Source organism: Cellulomonas biazotea (assembly GCF_004306155.1).
GTDB lineage: Bacteria > Actinomycetota > Actinomycetes > Actinomycetales > Cellulomonadaceae > Cellulomonas > Cellulomonas biazotea.
On sequence record NZ_BIMR01000223.1, the window covers coordinates 1 to 15,103 of the forward strand.

17 protein-coding genes are annotated in these 15,103 nt (G+C 75.0%); 7 read left to right on the forward strand and 10 right to left on the reverse strand.

The annotated features are described in order from the left end of the window. Nucleotides 1–333 (reverse strand): YidH family protein (locus tag CBZ_RS14000; protein WP_130782133.1); only part of this gene is annotated, 333 nt, incomplete at its 3' end. Between the two features lie 115 nt (nucleotides 334–448). On the opposite strand from CBZ_RS14000, the gene CBZ_RS20970 reads away from it, so the two are divergent. Continuing rightward, entirely contained in the window at nucleotides 449–622 is a 174-nt protein-coding gene (locus CBZ_RS20970; RefSeq protein WP_165446779.1) for a hypothetical protein, read from the forward strand. A gap of 103 nt (nucleotides 623–725) precedes the next feature. Here the strand turns inward: CBZ_RS20970 and CBZ_RS14005 are convergent, their stop codons facing one another. Beyond that, entirely contained in the window at nucleotides 726–1,481 is a 756-nt protein-coding gene (locus tag CBZ_RS14005) for a YggS family pyridoxal phosphate-dependent enzyme (RefSeq protein WP_130782134.1), read from the reverse strand. Nucleotides 1,482–1,500: 19 nt separating this feature from the next. Then, nucleotides 1,501–2,004 carry a Cys-tRNA(Pro) deacylase gene (gene ybaK, locus CBZ_RS14010; protein WP_130782135.1) on the reverse strand — a complete coding sequence of 168 codons (504 nt, stop codon included), beginning with the start codon at nucleotides 2,002–2,004 and terminating at the stop codon, nucleotides 1,501–1,503. 107 nt (nucleotides 2,005–2,111) lie between these two features. Between ybaK and CBZ_RS14015 the strand changes: the two genes are divergently transcribed. Continuing rightward, entirely contained in the window at nucleotides 2,112–2,510 is a 399-nt protein-coding gene (locus CBZ_RS14015) for a YccF domain-containing protein (RefSeq protein ID WP_130782136.1), read from the forward strand. Between the two features lie 76 nt (nucleotides 2,511–2,586). Here the strand turns inward: CBZ_RS14015 and CBZ_RS14020 are convergent, their stop codons facing one another. The 3 genes from CBZ_RS14020 to CBZ_RS14030 all read right to left on the reverse strand — a co-directional run bounded on the left by CBZ_RS14020 (nucleotide 2,587) and on the right by CBZ_RS14030 (nucleotide 7,009). Beyond that, entirely contained in the window at nucleotides 2,587–3,156 is a 570-nt protein-coding gene (locus CBZ_RS14020; RefSeq protein WP_130782137.1) for a VIT1/CCC1 transporter family protein, read from the reverse strand. Between the two features lie 120 nt (nucleotides 3,157–3,276). Further along, a complete protein-coding gene (locus CBZ_RS14025; protein ID WP_130782138.1) occupies nucleotides 3,277–5,838 on the reverse strand; it encodes a DEAD/DEAH box helicase in 2,562 nt (853 codons plus the stop codon). A gap of 76 nt (nucleotides 5,839–5,914) precedes the next feature. Continuing rightward, entirely contained in the window at nucleotides 5,915–7,009 is a 1,095-nt protein-coding gene (locus CBZ_RS14030) for a right-handed parallel beta-helix repeat-containing protein (RefSeq protein WP_130782139.1), read from the reverse strand. A 173-nt stretch (nucleotides 7,010–7,182) separates the two neighbouring features. Between CBZ_RS14030 and CBZ_RS14035 the strand changes: the two genes are divergently transcribed. The 3 genes from CBZ_RS14035 to CBZ_RS14045 all read left to right on the forward strand — a co-directional run bounded on the left by CBZ_RS14035 (nucleotide 7,183) and on the right by CBZ_RS14045 (nucleotide 9,503). Next, entirely contained in the window at nucleotides 7,183–7,917 is a 735-nt protein-coding gene (locus CBZ_RS14035; protein WP_130782140.1) for a glutamine amidotransferase, read from the forward strand. Between the two features lie 102 nt (nucleotides 7,918–8,019). Then, nucleotides 8,020–8,463, forward strand: a complete 444-nt coding sequence (gene rnhA, locus CBZ_RS14040) for a ribonuclease HI (RefSeq protein ID WP_130782148.1) — start codon at nucleotides 8,020–8,022, stop codon at nucleotides 8,461–8,463. 89 nt (nucleotides 8,464–8,552) lie between these two features. Next, complete coding sequence (locus CBZ_RS14045; protein ID WP_130782141.1) at nucleotides 8,553–9,503, forward strand: oxygenase MpaB family protein; 951 nt, start codon at nucleotides 8,553–8,555, stop codon at nucleotides 9,501–9,503. A 2-nt stretch (nucleotides 9,504–9,505) separates the two neighbouring features. Here CBZ_RS14045 and CBZ_RS14050 read toward each other — a convergent pair whose 3' ends face one another. The 3 genes from CBZ_RS14050 to CBZ_RS14060 form a co-directional block, all read right to left on the reverse strand. After that, nucleotides 9,506–10,618, reverse strand: a complete 1,113-nt coding sequence (locus CBZ_RS14050; protein ID WP_130782142.1) for a right-handed parallel beta-helix repeat-containing protein — start codon at nucleotides 10,616–10,618, stop codon at nucleotides 9,506–9,508. Between the two features lie 154 nt (nucleotides 10,619–10,772). Further along, entirely contained in the window at nucleotides 10,773–11,876 is a 1,104-nt protein-coding gene (locus CBZ_RS14055; protein ID WP_130782143.1) for a right-handed parallel beta-helix repeat-containing protein, read from the reverse strand. Nucleotides 11,877–11,900: 24 nt separating this feature from the next. Continuing rightward, nucleotides 11,901–12,989 (reverse strand): right-handed parallel beta-helix repeat-containing protein, encoded by a 1,089-nt coding sequence (locus tag CBZ_RS14060; protein WP_165446780.1) that lies wholly within the window; start codon nucleotides 12,987–12,989, stop codon nucleotides 11,901–11,903. Between the two features lie 243 nt (nucleotides 12,990–13,232). Here CBZ_RS14060 and CBZ_RS14065 point away from each other — a divergent pair, with 243 nt between their 5' ends. Both CBZ_RS14065 and CBZ_RS14070 read left to right on the forward strand, forming a co-directional pair. Then, nucleotides 13,233–13,928 carry a hypothetical protein gene (locus tag CBZ_RS14065; RefSeq protein WP_165446781.1) on the forward strand — a complete coding sequence of 232 codons (696 nt, stop codon included), beginning with the start codon at nucleotides 13,233–13,235 and terminating at the stop codon, nucleotides 13,926–13,928. 75 nt (nucleotides 13,929–14,003) lie between these two features. Beyond that, nucleotides 14,004–14,186 carry a hypothetical protein gene (locus CBZ_RS14070; protein ID WP_130782146.1) on the forward strand — a complete coding sequence of 61 codons (183 nt, stop codon included), beginning with the start codon at nucleotides 14,004–14,006 and terminating at the stop codon, nucleotides 14,184–14,186. A 55-nt stretch (nucleotides 14,187–14,241) separates the two neighbouring features. On the opposite strand, the gene CBZ_RS14075 is transcribed toward CBZ_RS14070, so the two are convergent. Then, a complete protein-coding gene (locus CBZ_RS14075; RefSeq protein WP_130782147.1) occupies nucleotides 14,242–15,102 on the reverse strand; it encodes a 3-methyladenine DNA glycosylase in 861 nt (286 codons plus the stop codon). Nucleotide 15,103: the final 1 nt, after the last annotated feature.

The window sequence follows — 15,103 nt, forward strand, 5'->3', positions numbered from 1 at the left end:
CGCGAGCAGCACGCCCGCGACGAGCACCGCGAAGCCGGTCGGCGGCGGCAAGGGCTCGCCGCGACGGATCGCGCGCTCGGCGCGGGCCCACCCGAGCCACGCGAGCAGCGGCGCCGCGGTGCCGAGCGCGACGAGCAGCACGGCGGCGGCCATCCGCAGGCGCGGCTCGACCGGCAGGTCCAGCGCCTCGAGGGCGACCCCGCCCGCGAGCAGGGCGAGCGCCGTGCGGACCCAGGCGAGGAACGTCCGCTCGTTCGCGAGCGAGAAGCGCGCGTCGGGCTCCTCACCCGTGCCGTAGACCCAGCGGGGGCGGCGGGTGGTGGCGACGGTCATGGTGCCCATCCTCGCGCCCGTCGTGACGCGCGCCACGCCGACTCGTCGGTGCGTGCGTGTATCCACGGACGCCCGTCCAGCTCCTTCCGGCCGGACGAGCACGAGAGGGACGACCATGACGCTGCTGGAGCGCGACCTGCGCCGCATGCACGTGCTGCACGAGCGCGAGCTGCGCGCGCGTCTGCACCGTGCGCACCGCACGGACCTCCGTGTCGCGCAGGCCGTCGTGCTGCGGGGCGGCCGGGTGCCGCGCGTCGTGGACCGCGGGCTCGGACGCACGGGCCGCTGAGCCCGGCCCTGGCTCCGCTCTGAGGGCTCGGCCCGAGGGCTCCGCGCCGACGGCGCCGGGCGGGGGCTCCTGCAGGAGGGCGCCGAGGCTCCGGAGGGACGGCTCAGGGCTGGGGGCGCGCCCCGAACACCGCCGAGCCGACCCGCACCAGCGTCGCGCCGTGCGCGACCGCGACCTCCAGGTCGCCGCTCATCCCCATCGACAGCGTGCGGGCCTCCGCGGTCCCGGGCTCGCCGGAGCGCAGGACGTCGTCGCGCAGCGCCGCGAGCGCCGCGTAGCCGGCACCGACGGCGTCGGCGTCGGGGGAGCGCAGGCCCACCGTCATGAAGCCCGCGAGGCGCAGGCCGGGCAGCGCCGCCACGTCGACGGCCAGGGCGGCCGCGTCGCCGAGCGGGACGCCGTGCTTGGTCTCCTCGCCGGACACGTTGACCTGGACGAGGACGTCGAGCGGGGCAGGGCGGTCTGTGCACCGGTCCGACAGGCGCGCGGCGAGGTCGGGCGACGCGACCGACTCGACGCACGACACCCAGCGCAGCGCGGCGTTGACCTTGTTCGACTGCAGCGGGCCGATGAGGTGCGTCGTCGGCGCCAGGTCGGCCAGGTCCGGGCCCTTCGCGACGAGCTCCTGCACCCGGTTCTCGCCGACGAGCACCGGGGCCAGCGACGGGTCGGCGTCGACCGCGGCCCGGTCGGCCTCCAGCGCGAGCCGGACGCGGGCGGCGTCGACCGTCTTGGTCGCGAGCAGCACCCGCACCGAGCCGCGGGGTCGGCCGGAGGCTGCGCACGCCGCGTCGACGCGGGCCCGCACGGCCGCCAGCCGGTCGGCGAGCAGGGCGCGCGCGTCGGTCGCCTCGGTCATGGCGTGACCGTACCCGCGGTCAGCCGCGCGCGATGTCGGCGACCGTCGCGGACGTCAGCCGCACCAGGTCGTCGGGCGCGAGCTCGACGTCGAGGCCGCGCCGACCGCCCGAGACCAGGACGGTGTCGAACAGCCACACGGTCTCGTCGACGACCGTCGGGTGCGCCGACCGCTGCCCGAGCGGGGAGATGCCCCCGACGACGTAGCCGGTCGCCCGCTCCGCGTCGGGCTTGGGCGCCATCGCGGCCTTCTTGCCGCCCGCGGCCTGCGCGAGCGCCTTGAGGTCGAGCTTGCCCGTCACCGGGACGACGGCCACCGTGAGGTGTCCGTCGACGACCGTCATGAGCGTCTTGAAGACCTGCTCGGGCGGCACCCCGAGGGCGTGCGCGGCCTCCAGCCCGTACCCGACGTCGCTCGACGGGTCGTGCTCGTAGGGGTGCGCGGTGTGCGGGACCCCGGCCGCGGCGAGCGCGACGAGCGCGGGCGTCCCGGTCGGGGCGTGCTTGGCGTCCTTCTTGGCCACGGGCGCCAGCCTAGGCGGCGTCGCGCCGGGTGGGCGCCGACCCGCACGGCACGGGCGGGACCACGTGCCGTCGCCGCACGGTCGGCCCGGATGCGACCCTGGGTGGCGTGAACACGCTGCTCAACGTCATCTGGTTGGTCTTCGCCGGCTTCTGGCTCGCGCTCGGGTACGTCGCGGCGGGCGTGCTGTGCTGCGTGCTGATCGTGACGATCCCGTTCGGGATCGCGTCGTTCCGGATCGCGGGCTACGCGCTGTGGCCGTTCGGCCGGACGGTCGTCGACAAGCGGACCGCGGGCGCGTGGTCGACGATCGGCAACGTCGTGTGGCTGCTCGTGGCGGGCATCTGGCTGGCCGTCGGGCACGTCGTCACGGCGATCCCGCTGTTCCTGTCGATCATCGGCATCCCGATGGGCATCGCGAACCTCAAGCTCATCCCGGTGTCGCTCATGCCGCTCGGCAAGGAGATCGTTCCGACGGACCGGCCGTTCGCCGCCTACGGCGCCTGAGCCGCCCCTCGCCGCTTGAGCCGCCCCTCGCCGCCTGGGCCGCCCCTCGCCGCACAGGCCGCCGCCGCGGCGGCCGTCAGAGGGCCAGGCCGACGAGGGACCCGACGCCGTAGGTCACGGCCATCGCGAGGCCGCCGCCGACCACGTTGCGGGTGACCGCGCGTGTCACCGGCGCACCGCCGGCCCGCGCGCTCGCGGCACCCGTGACGACGAGCGCGGCGACGACCGCGGCGGCGACGACGGGGACCCGCGCCCCGGCGGACGGTGCCGCGACGACCGCGAGCAGCGGGACGAGCCCGCCGAGCAGGAACGCGCCGAGCGACGCGAACGCGGCGTGCCAGGGGTTGGTCAGCTCGGCGTCGTCGTCGAGTGCGCCCGTCTCCACGCCGGCGCGCTCCGCGTCGCGCTGCGAGGACACGGACACGTACTCACCGGCCGCCATCGAGAGCGCCCCGGCGACGAGGCCCGCGATGCCGGCGGTGACGACGACCGTGCGGCCCGGGGCCGCACCGGCGACGCCGACGACCATCGCGGCGATGGAGACGATGCCGTCGTTCGCGCCGAGGACCGCCGCGCGGAGCCGGTTGAGGCGGCCGGCGCTGATGGCCCCGGGGGGCGCGACGAAGGGGGTCGACAGGACGCTCATACCGCCACGGTAGGCCGGTCCGGACAGCCTGTCATCGCAGGAAAGCCTGCCCTGACCTGCGAAGATGCAGGCCAGCCTTGCCTTCGTGAGGGCTGCCTGCCCTGCCTTCCGGCGGTCCCGCTACAGCGCTCCGACGGCCGTCACGTGGAGCTGGACCTCGCCCGTCTCGTCGGACCCGGGCAGGTCCACGACGGCGTCGATCCGCCAGTCGTGGTCGCCCTCGGGGTCGTCGAGCAGCTGCCGCACCTGCCACGTCGCCGCGCCCGCGGTCACGAGGAACAGGCCGGGCCCGCGGGCGGGCGGACCCGTGAGGATCTCGTCGTGGTCGTCGTAGAACGGGTCGAGCGCGTCGGCCCAGCGGTCGGCCGTCCACGGTGCGTCGTCCGGGTCGCGGTCGCCGAGCGCCGCGAGCGCGTCGTACGCCTCGCGGGCGGCGAGCTCGACGCGGCGGAACAGCGCGCCGCGGACGAGCGCGCGGAACACCCGGGGGTTCGCGGTGATCGGCTCGGGGGTGTCGTCGTCGGTGCCGCCGGGGGCGTCCGCGCCGGTCTCGTCGAGCGGGTTCGACAGACGCTCCCACTCGTCGAGGAGCGAGGAGTCGGTGCGGCGGACCAGGTCGCCGAGCCACTCCACGACCTCCCACAGCTCCTCGGTGCGCGCGTCCTCCGGGACGGTCTGGCGCAGCGCCCGGTAGGCGTCCGCGAGGTAGCGCAGCAGGACGCCCTCGGTGCGGTCGAGCTGGTAGTGCGAGACGTACTCCGCGAACGTCATCGCCTTCTCGTGCATCTCGCGGACCACGGACTTGGGGGACAGGGCGAGGTCGGCGACCCACGGGTTCGTCGTGCGGTAGGTCGCGAACGCGGCCTCGAGGAGCTCCGCGAGCGGCTTCGGGTACGAGACGTCCTCGAGGAGCGCCATCCGCTCGTCGTAGTCGAGCCCGTCCGCCTTCATCGCGGCGACGGCCTCGCCGCGCGCCCGGTTCTCCTGCGCCGCGAGGACCTGGCGCGGGTCGTCGAGCGTCGCCTCCAGGACGGACACGACGTCGTGCGCGTACGCGGGGTCGTCGCGGTCGAGCAGGTCGAGCGCCGCGTACGCGAACGGCGACAGCGCCTGGTTGAGCGCGAAGTTGGGCGGCAGGTCGTGCGTGAGCCGCACCGTGCGGCGGCGGCCGTGCGGCGCGGTCGGGTCCTCGACCCACGGGCGCTCGACGACCCCGGACGCGCGCAGCGAGCGGTACACGGCGATCGCGCGGCGCACGTGCCGGCCCCGCGCCGACTCCGGCTCGTGGTTGTCGGTGAGCAGCCGCGTCATGTGCGCGACCGGGTCGCCCTGCCGGGCCAGGACGTGCAGCACCATCGCGTGCGACACGGCGAACGACGACGTCAGCGGCTCGGGCGGGGCGTCGCGCAGTCGCTCGAACGTCTTGTCCGTCCAGTTCACGTGCCCGGCGGGCGCCTGCTTGCGGACGATCTTCTTGAGCTTGCGCGGGTCGTCGCCCGCCTTCTCGAGCGCGCGGCGGTTCTCGATGACGTGCTCGGGTGCGAGGACGATGACCTCGCCGACCGTGTCGAAGCCCGCGCGCCCGGCGCGCCCGGCGATCTGGTGGAACTCGCGGGCCGACAGGTGCCGCATCCGCACGCCGTCGTACTTCACCAGGCTCGTCAGCAGGACAGTCCGGATGGGCACGTTGATGCCGACGCCCAGGGTGTCGGTGCCGCAGACGACCGGCAGCAGGCCCTTCTGCGTGAGCCGCTCGACGACCCGCCGGTACTTGGGCAGCATGCCCGCGTGGTGCACGCCGACGCCGTGCCGCAGCAGGCGCGACAGCGTCCGGCCGAAGCCGGGTCCGAACCGGAACGCGCCGAGCTCGTCGGCGATCGCGTCGCGCCGCTCGCGGCTCGCGAGGGTCGTCGACAGCAGCGACTGCGCGCGCTCGACGGCCTCCTTCTGCGTGAAGTGCACGACGTACACGGGCGCGCGGCGGGTCGTGACGAGCTCGTCGAGCAGCTCGTGCAGGGGTTCCACGGCGTACGTGAAGGTCAGCGGCACGGGTCGCTGCGCGTTCGCGACGACCGCCACGTCGAGGTCGGTGCGGCGGCGCAGGTCGTCCGCGAAGAACGACACGTCGCCGAGGGTCGCCGACATCAGCAGGAACTGGGTGCGCGGCAGCTCCAGCAGCGGCACCTGCCACGCCCACCCCCGCTGCGGGTCGGCGTAGAAGTGGAACTCGTCCATGACGACCTGGCCCGCGTCCGCGTCCTCGCCGTCGCGCAGCGCGAGGTTCGCGAGGATCTCCGCGGTGCAGCAGATGATCGGCGCCCCGGGGTTGACCGCCGAGTCGCCCGTCATCATGCCGACGTTCTGCGAGCCGAACGCGTCGACGAGCGCGAAGAACTTCTCGCTCACCAGGGCCTTGAGGGGCGCCGTGTAGAACGTGCGGCGGCCCTGCGCGAGGGCGACGAAGTGGGCGGCGGTCGCGACGAGCGACTTCCCCGACCCGGTCGGCGTCGACAGGATGACGTGCGCGCCCGTGACGAGCTCGAGGAGCGCCTCCTCCTGGTGCGGGTACAGCGTCAGGCCGCGGTCGGCCGCCCAGCCGGTGAACGCCTCGTACAGCGCGTCCGGGTCCGAGGGGTCGGCGGGGATCCGGTCGGCGAGCGTGGCGGAGGCGGGGACAGGCACGCCCGATCCTCGCACGCACGGGCGCCCGCACCCCCGTCGGGGAGGTGCGGGCGCCCGTGGGTCGGACAGGACCAGGTCAGGACACGGGACCGCTGTCCGGGCACACGACGCCCACGCACTGCGGCTCGTAGCCGTTGCCCTTCGCGCGGTTGCCGCCCAGGTCGGTCGCGTTCGGCGCGTAGATGCCCCAGCGCTCGTTGTCGTTCGCGACGTTGTCCTGCAGCGACGTTCCCGGCGCCTCGAAGTTGATCGCGTCGACGTTCTTCACGAACCGGTTGCCGACGAGGGTCGCCGTGTAGAACGGCATGCCGCCGTCCGTCGTGAAGCCCGTCTCGTTGCCGCGGAACACGTTGCGGGTCAGCGTGGCGTTGCTCGACCACAGCGTGACGGCCGTGCCGTTGTCGCGGAACGTGTTGCCCTCGATCGTGCTGTGCCCCCAGACGCCGAACGACGTGAACGCCGTGTCGTTGCCGGCCAGCGTGCTGTCGTAGACGTCCGCGCCGAAGGTCCGCACGTCCAGGCCGATCCCGTTGCCGACGAGCTTCGAGCGGCGGATCTCGCACCCGGACTCGTCGCAGTTGACGGCCGTCCCGTTGCCCTCGACACGGGAGTCCTCGAGCGTGATGCCGCCCGTGATGAAGTTCAGCGCCGTCCCGTTGGCGGTGAACGTCGACCGCACCACGTGCGCGCCGCCGTAGATGCCGCTGACGCCGCTCCAGTTCTCGGTGAACGTCGAGCGGCTGATCTCGTGCCGCTTGCCGGTGGCGCCGAGCCGGCCCGAGGTGTCCACGCCGTTGCGGTTGGCGTGGAACGTGACCTTCGTGATCGTCGCGGTGCCGCCGACCTCCTCCCACGTGTCGTACGTCTGGACGCCCGCGCCCCAGCCGGTCACGGTGCCGTTGCGGATCGTGACGTCGCCGAGGTTCGGCAGGACGATCCCCGTCGCGGTCTGGGACCCCGACAGCGTGTGCCCCTTGAGGTCGAGCGTGACGCCCGGCGTGAGCGTGAGGCCGTCACCGCTGGGACACGCGAGGTCGGCGGTGAGGCGTGAGTCGGTCGCGAGGACCGCCCCGCAGCCCGGTACCGGGGCGAGGGCGGCCTGGGCGGGTGCGGCGACGAGCACGCTCCCCGCGACGAGGACGAGACCGGACAGGACGGCGGACGTGCGCATGCGGTTCCCCCTGGATCGGCGCTGACGACGGCGCCCCGCTGCCGGAGCGCCCGCTCGCCAGTCTGGCGAGACCAGCCGGACGTCGTCGTCCGGTTTGACCTGTTTCGCCCGGGTGAAACGGTGCCGTGGCGGCGCTCGCTGCGCGGGGCCCGGCCCGGTGGCAGGCTCGTCGCATGAGGCCGTTCGTGCTGCTCGCGTCGCGCGCCGAGGACCTCGCCGCCGACGGCGAGTACGCGGCGATGCTCGCGTTCAGCGGCCTGCGGCCCGACCAGCTCCGCCGTCTCCGCCTCGAGGCCGGACCGCTGCCCGACCTCGACCTCGACGCGCTGTCGGGCATCCTCGTCGGAGGCAGCCCGTTCGACGCGAGCACCCCGCCGGAGGACAAGTCCGCGACCCAGCAGCGCGTCGAGAAGGAGATGTCCGCGCTGCTCGACCAGGTCGTCGCGCGCGACTTCCCGTTCCTCGGCGCCTGCTACGGCGTCGGGACGCTCGGCGTGCACCAGGGCGGCGTCATCGACCGCGAGCACGCCGAGCCCATCTCCGCCGTCCGCATCACGCTCACGCCCGAAGGGCGCGCCGACCCGCTGCTGGCCGAGGTGCCGGACTCCTTCGACGCGTTCGTCGGGCACAAGGAGGCGTGCCGCGTCCTGCCGCCCAGCGCGACGCTCCTCGCGTCGTCCCCGACCTGCCCGGTCCAGATGTTCCGCGTCCGTCGCAACCTCTACGCGACGCAGTTCCACCCCGAGCTCGACGTCGCAGGCATCTCCACCCGGATCCGCGTCTACCGCGACTACGGCTACTTCGACCCCGCCGAGGCCGACCTCGTCCTCGCGGGGGTGCGCGACGCCGACGTGTGGGCGCCACCGCGGGTCCTCGCGGCGTTCGTGCGGCGGTACGCGCGCGACTGACCGCCCGGGGGTGCGACGCGCCCGTCGCCACGCAGCCGGGCGGCCGGTGGGCGGCCCCGGGTTCCGTAGGGTGGGCGCGTGACGGACGGACCGACCGTGGAGATGTGGACCGACGGCGCCTGCAAGGGCAACCCGGGTGTCGGCGGCTGGGGCGCCTGGATGCGGTTCGGCGACCACGAGCGCGAGCTGTGCGGCGGCGAGGCCGTGACGACGAACAACCGCATGGAGCTCACCGCGGTCATCGAGGGCCTACGGGCGCTGACCCGGCCGTGCCGCGTGACGCTGCACGTCGACTCGACGTACGTCATGAACGGCCTGACGAAGTGGCTCGCCGGGTGGAAGCGCAAGGGCTGGCGCACCGGCGACGGCAAGCCCGTGAAGAATCAGGACCTGTGGGAGGCCCTCGACGCCGAGACGCAGCGGCACGAGATCCGCTGGGTGTGGGTCAAGGGGCACGCGGGCGACCCCGGCAACGAGCGCGCGGACGCGCTCGCCAACAAGGGCGTCGACGAGGTGCGCGCGCGGACGGCCGGGACGCGCGGCTGACGGACGTCTCCCGACGCCGGCACCCGGCACCCGCTGCCGACGGAGGGCGAGCGCTCGCGGGCCGGGGAGCCGCGGGAGACGATCGCGGCATGACGACCACCACCGGACGCGACCGGGCCGCACGCACGCGACCCGCCGTGCCGCGCGACCTGCGGGCCTACGTCGGGACGCGCCTGTTCCTGCGCGTCGCCGGGCCCGACGGCCTCGAGAGCCGCGAGCGCATCCACGACACCCCGGGACCCCGCTGGTTCCCGTCCGGCAGCGCGATCCGGACCGTGCACGGCGACGCGTCGATGTTCGTCGGCGGGCTGCGCGCCCTGTTCCTGCAGTCGCTGCACCCCGCGGCGATGGCCGCCGTGGGCGCGCACTCGGGGTACCGCGGCGACCCGTGGGGGAGGCTCGCGCGGACGTCGACGTTCCTCGCCGAGACGGTCTTCGGGACGGCCGACGACGCCGCCGCGGCCGTCGAGCGCGTCCGGGCCGTGCACCGCCGCATCCGGGGCACGACGCCCGAGGGGGTCGCGTACGCCGCCGACGACCCGGACCTGCTGCGCTGGGTGCACGTCGCCGAGATCGACAGCTTCCTGCGCGCGCACCGGCGGTACGGCCGGCACCCCCTCGACGCCGCGGGGGCCGACGAGTACGTGGCGCAGGCCGCGGTCGTGGGCCGGGCCCTCGGCGCCACGGACGTGCCGACGTCGGTCGCCGGGCTGGCGGCGGCGCTCGACGCGTTCCGCCCCGTCCTCGGGCCGTCCGTGGCCGCCCGGGACGCCGCGCAGTTCCTGCTGCACGAGCCGCCCGTGCCGTGGTCGATGCGCGCCGGGTACCTCGGTCTGGCGCGCGCCGCGGTCGCGTCGCTGCCCGGCTGGGCGGTGCGCGACCTCGGTCTGACACCGCCGGGGTGGGTACGGCGACGCGTCGACGAGGGCGTGGGTGCGGCCGCGACGCGGACGGTGCGGTGGCTGCTCGGGGCGGACGGCGCGGGCTCGGGGTCGCACGCCGGCACCGCGCGCACGACCCCGGACCCGTCGCCCGCCTGACGTCAGCTCGTCGCGCAGACCACCCCGACGCACTGCGGCTCGTTGCCGTTGTTCCGCGCCGTGTTGCCACCGAGGTCGGTCGCTCCCGGCACGTGCAGGCCCCAGCCGGTGTTGCCGCGCGCGACGTTCCCGCCCACCTCGAGGTACGGGTCGCCGAGCGTCGAGTCGAGGCCGTCCGCGTTCCGCAGGAACGTGTTGTCCTGGACGAGCGCGGGCCCGGACAGCATGTCCGGCACCCGGACGGTCGTGCCGTTCTGCCGGAACGTGCTGCCGATGACGGCCCCCCCGTACTCGCCGACGGCGACCGCGGTGGTGTTCGACACGAACGTCGAGCCGCTGACGGCCGCCTCCCACCCGATCGCGTCGACCGCCGTGACGGACCCCGTGAAGCGGGAGTCGACGATCGTGACGCTGCCGACGTTGTTCTGCCGCACGGCCGTCGCGTTGTCCGCGAAGGTCGAGCCCTCGATGTGGCCCGACGCCTCGGTCGCGACGTAGCCGCGCTCGTTGCGCAGGAACCGCGAGTCCGTCACGGTCGCGTCGCCGGCGTCGTTGAACAGCCCGACGCGGTTGTCGGTGAACGTCGAGCGGTCGACCTCGGCCGACCCGAACCAGGCGACGAGCAGCCCGATGTCGTTGCGCAGGAACGTGGACCGGTCGACCGTCGTCGGCTTGCGCCACCGCCCGGTGGTGTCCTCGCCCGACGCCGAGACGCCGACCGCGTTGTCCTGCACCGTCACCCGGCGCACGACCAGCGGGCCGCTGACGCTCTCCTCGTCGGCCGGGAAGATCGTCTGCACGGCGTGGCCCCAGTCGGCGAGCGTGCCGTTCCGGACGGTCACCGTGCCCTCGTTGGACACCGCGACCCCGACGCCCGTGCCGGGTCCGCGCAGGGTGTGCCCACCCAGGTCCAGGGTGACGCCGGGCGCGAGCCGCAGACCGTCGGCGGGGCACGTGAGGTCCGCACGCAGCCGGGTGTCGACGGTGAGGGTGGAGCCGCAGGTCGGCGGTGGCCCGGCGTGCGCCGGGGTCGCGACGAGGGTCACGGCGATGGTCACCGCGAGGGTCGAGGCGGCGGCGAGCGCGAGGGTGGGCAGGACGGCGGACGGACGCACGGGTACCTCCGGGAGTGGTCGGACAGATGGAGCCGGACAGGTGGTGCCGGACAGGTGGTGCCGATCGGGTGGTGCCGGGGCCGGGTGGAGCCGCTCCGGTGGTGCCGGGCGGGCCGGGCAGGTCGGGCTGTGCGGGCGCGACGGGCGCGTCGGTTCAGGACGTGCCGCAGACGACCCCCACGCACTGCGGCTCGTTGCCGTTGCCGCGCGCCGTGTTGCCGCCCAGGTCGGTGACGTCGGGCGCGAGGATGCCCCAGCCGCTGTTGCGGCGGGCGTCGTTGCCGCCGAGCTGCAGGAGCGCGTCGCCCTGCTCGACGCGGATGCCGTCGCCGCCGCGCACGAACGTGTTGTCCTGGACGAGGGTCACGTCCCACGGCGCCTGCACGACGAGCAGGCCGGTGCCGTTGCCGCGGAAGGTGTTGCCCGTCACGGAGCCGTCGCTGAGGTCGAACGAGACCGCGGTCCCGTTGTCCGTGAAGCGGTTGCCGTCGATGTGCAGGACGGTCGGGTTGCCGTACCCGGCGACCGCGACGTCACTGCCGACGAACGTGCTGCCGGTGACGGTCGCGCCCGACGTCGGGGCCACGGTGAGGCCGCGGGGGTTGTCGACGAAGGTGGTGCCCGTGATCGTCGTGCCGCTCTGGCCGAGCGACATCGCGACGTCGTTGCGGGCGAACCGTGAGCCGGCGACGTCGACCTGCGAGTCGCCGGCCTCGACGCCGGTCCCGTTGGACGCGAACGTCGTGCGCTGGACGTCGACCTCGATGTGCCACAGGGCGAGCAGGCCCCAGGTGTTGTCCCGGAACGTGGAGCGGGTGACGGTCGCGTCCTTGCCGTACAGGCCGGTGCCGTCCTCGCCGGAGGCGAGCAGGCCCGTGACGTTGCCGGTGAACCGCACGCGGTCGACGACCAGCGGCCCGGTGTCGGTGTCGGGCACGGCGTAGGTCGCGATGCCCTCGCCCCAGCCCGCGAGCGTGCCGTTGCGGACCCGGACCGTCCCCTCGGAGGCCACGGCGACGCCGACGCCCGCACCGCTGCCGCGCACGGTGTGCCCGCCGAGGTCGAGGGTGACGCCCGGGCCGACGCGCAGCCCGGCGCCATCGCACACGAGGTCGGCGCGCAGGCGCGTGTCGACGGTCAGCGTGTCGCCGCAGGCGGGGCGGGGCGGTGGTGCGGCACCGGCAGGTGCGGCGACGGCGACCGTCGTCGTGACGACGGTGAGGACGGACAGGACGGTGAGGACTGCTCGGGCTCGCATCGGTTCCCCCTGGATCGGCTGGTGTCAGGGCGTGGTGCAGACGACCCCCACGCACTGCGGTGTACTGCCGTTGTTCTTCGCGACGTTGCCGCCGAGGTCCGTGGCGCCGGGCGCGTTGATCCCCCAGCCGGTGCTGCCGCGCACGTCGTTCCCGCCGATGGACGTCGCCGGGTCGGGCTCGAGCAGCACGATCGCGTCGCCGTTGAGCCGGAACCGGTTGTCCTGCAGCAGGAACCCGTCCTCGGACGGGGCGTTCGCGCGGTACGCGGCGGTGTTGGCCCGGAACGTGCTGCGCACGACGCTGCCGGACTCGCCGTAGACCTGGACGGCGGTGTCGTTGCCGACGAACGCGCTGTCGGCGACCTCGAACCGGTTGCCGGACGCGCCCCCCAGGAGCCCGCCGCCGACGCCGGTGAACCGGCTCCGTGAGACGGTCGCGGTGGCGTCGCTCTGCAGCACGATCCCGAAGTCGTCGTCGACGAACGACGAACCGGTGACCTCCGCCGTCGACGTGAGCAGGAACAGCGCCTGGCCGTTGCGGGCGAAGCGGGAGCAGTCGACCGCCACGTGGCCCTCGTCGGCGACGACGCCGTTCCCGTTGTCCGTGAAGGTGCTGCCGTGGACCGCGACGTCGGCACCGAACGCCGCGGCGAGCCCCCACCCGTTGTCGACGAAGCGCGACGAGCGCACGGTGGTCGGCTTGGCGTGCAGCAGCGTGCCGCTGTCCCCGGACGCGTCCAGCGCGAGCTCGTTGCCGCGGAACGTGACGCCGCGGACGGTCAGCGGGCCGGTGCTGCCGTACGGCTCGTCGACCGTCGCGACGGCCGTGCCCCAGCCGGTGAGGGTGCCGCGTCGCACGGTCGCCGCCCCCGTCGAGGACACCGCGACCCCCGTCCCCGTCCCGGGGCCGGCCAGCGTGTGCCCGCGCAGGTCGAGCGACACGCCCGGCGCCAGACGCAGGCCGTCGCCGACGCACGTGAGGTCCGCCGTCAGGGCGGTGTCGACCGTGAGGGTGTCCCCGCACGCCGGCGGGGGAGCGGCGCTCGCGGGCGCGGCGACGGCCGTGGCGGCGCCGACGAGCACGAGACACGTCAGGATCGCGCGCAGGCGCATGGTGGCCCCCCTCCGGCCCGCCGTCCGGCCGCTCTGCCCGACGGCACCGTCCGAGCCTGCTCGCCCCGTGCGCCCGGAAACAACCGGTAAGGGATGGTCTGTCCGGGTGAAATCCGTCGTCGAGTGCTCAGCGTGGCGCGTGGCGCGAGCCGCAGATGTCGCCTTCGTCCGGGACGCAGCACCATCATGTGCCTGACGCTCAGGGCAGGGGCGGCGACGGCTGGCGGACGAGGACGGTGGTCCATGGGCTCGGTCGGTGACCGCAGGACGCGCCTGCGCGGCCTGTGCCCGTCGTGCCGTCATCCCTGGTCGGAGCATCCGGGCGCGCTGCACGACGCGTCGGTCGTCGGGGCGTGCGGGGACTGCGTGTACGAGGCGGAGCACGCCGACCGCGCGGGCACCTGCTCCGTCCACCTGCCCGACGCGCTCGCGCTCCTCGCCCCGCGGCTCGACTTCGCCGTGCGCCTGCCGCCCGCGAGCCGCGCCGCCGGGCTGGGGGTCCTGCTCGACGTCCTGCGGCCGGACGCCGTCGCGCTCGCGTTCGACCTGCCCGAGGACGAGCGCTGGCCCGCGGACGCGCGGTCGGGCGCCGCGGTGCTGCGGGCCGCGGCGCACCTGCCCGCCGACGCGTCCTACCGCACGGTCGACTGGCTGCCCGTCGACGAGGACGTCTGGCCCGCGTTCCGCGCCGCCGCGCCCTACGTGCACGACTGCGACGTGTGGGGCGACCGGGGGATCGGCGACGCCCTGCTCGAGACGAGCCACGACGGCGGGTCGGTGGTCGCCGCGCTGCGTCCCGACCAGTACGCGACGGCGCTGCACCGGCTCCCCGCGGGTGCGCTCGACCGGCTCTCGCCGCGCGCCGCGCTCGGGCGTCGGCTGCGGGTGTGGCGGCCGGGTCGTCGCGAGCCCGGCCGGGCGTGGGGGATGACGCCCTGACGCGGGCACGGCTCCGGGCGGTCCGGGTCGGCTCCGGTTAGCGTGGGGACGCACGCAGGACGAAGGGCAGGGCGCATGACGACTCCGACGCACCGGTCGCGCAGGGACCGTGCCGCCTGGTGGGCGACGCTCACCGACGACGCCCTCGACGACGAGACGCGGGAGAACCAGCGCACCGAGCGGCGCCTGGTCGGGATCGCGCTCGTCGCGGGCGCGATCACGGCGGTCTTCCTCGTCCTGCGGATCGTCGTCGCGTGACCCCACGCGCCCACCTGTCGTCCCGGCGGCGCCGGTCCGAGCGCCGCGACGACCGTCAGACGGGGAGCGCCTCGCAGACGTCGACGAGACGCCCCCGCAGCACGTTGCCCCGCTCGGCGAAGCCGCGCTGCCGTGCCACGTACGCGGCCTTGCCGTCCGGCGTCTCGATCGCGACCGGGTCCAGACCGTACGCCGTGACGTCGTAGGGCGACGCCTGCATGTCGAGCGTGCGGATGTCCCGTGCGAGCGCGAAGCAGTCGAGCAGCAGGTTGCCGGGCACGGCCGGCCCGAGCTTGAGCGCCCACTTGTAGACGTCCATCCCGGCGTGCAGGCAGCCCGGCTGCTCGAGGGCGACCTGCGACTCGCGGGTCGGCTGCAGGGTGTTGCGGGCGACCGCGTCGGCCGTGAAGAACCGGAACGCGTCGAAGTGCGAGCAGCGGATCCGGTGCGCCTCGACGACCGCGTCGGTGCCCGCCCCGCCGAGCCGCAGCGGCAGCGGGTGCCGGTGCTCGTCGTCGCCCTCCCGGTACACCATCGCCCACTCGTGCAGCCCGAAGCAGCCGGTGAACGCCGGCCGGTCGCGGGTCGCGCGCAGCAGCCCCGCGACGAACCGCACGGTGTCGCCCCGGTCCGCGACGAACGCGTCGACGTCGAGCGTGACCGTGCCGTCCGCGCCGGTCGCGTACCACCGCCACGCGGCGTGCGGTGCGGGGCCGTCGTGGTCGGGGGCGAGGGCGGCACCGACCCCCGGGTGCCACCGGCGCAGCGCGGCGGGCTTCGCGGGGTAGTACTCGAACAGGAAGTCCTCGACGGCGTGCCGCTCGCCACGCGCGCGCCGCTCGCGGTGCCCCGCGGTCGCCTCGTCGGCGCGCTGCGCGTGCGCCTGCGCGAGCGCGCGCCACGTGGCGGCGGGCAGC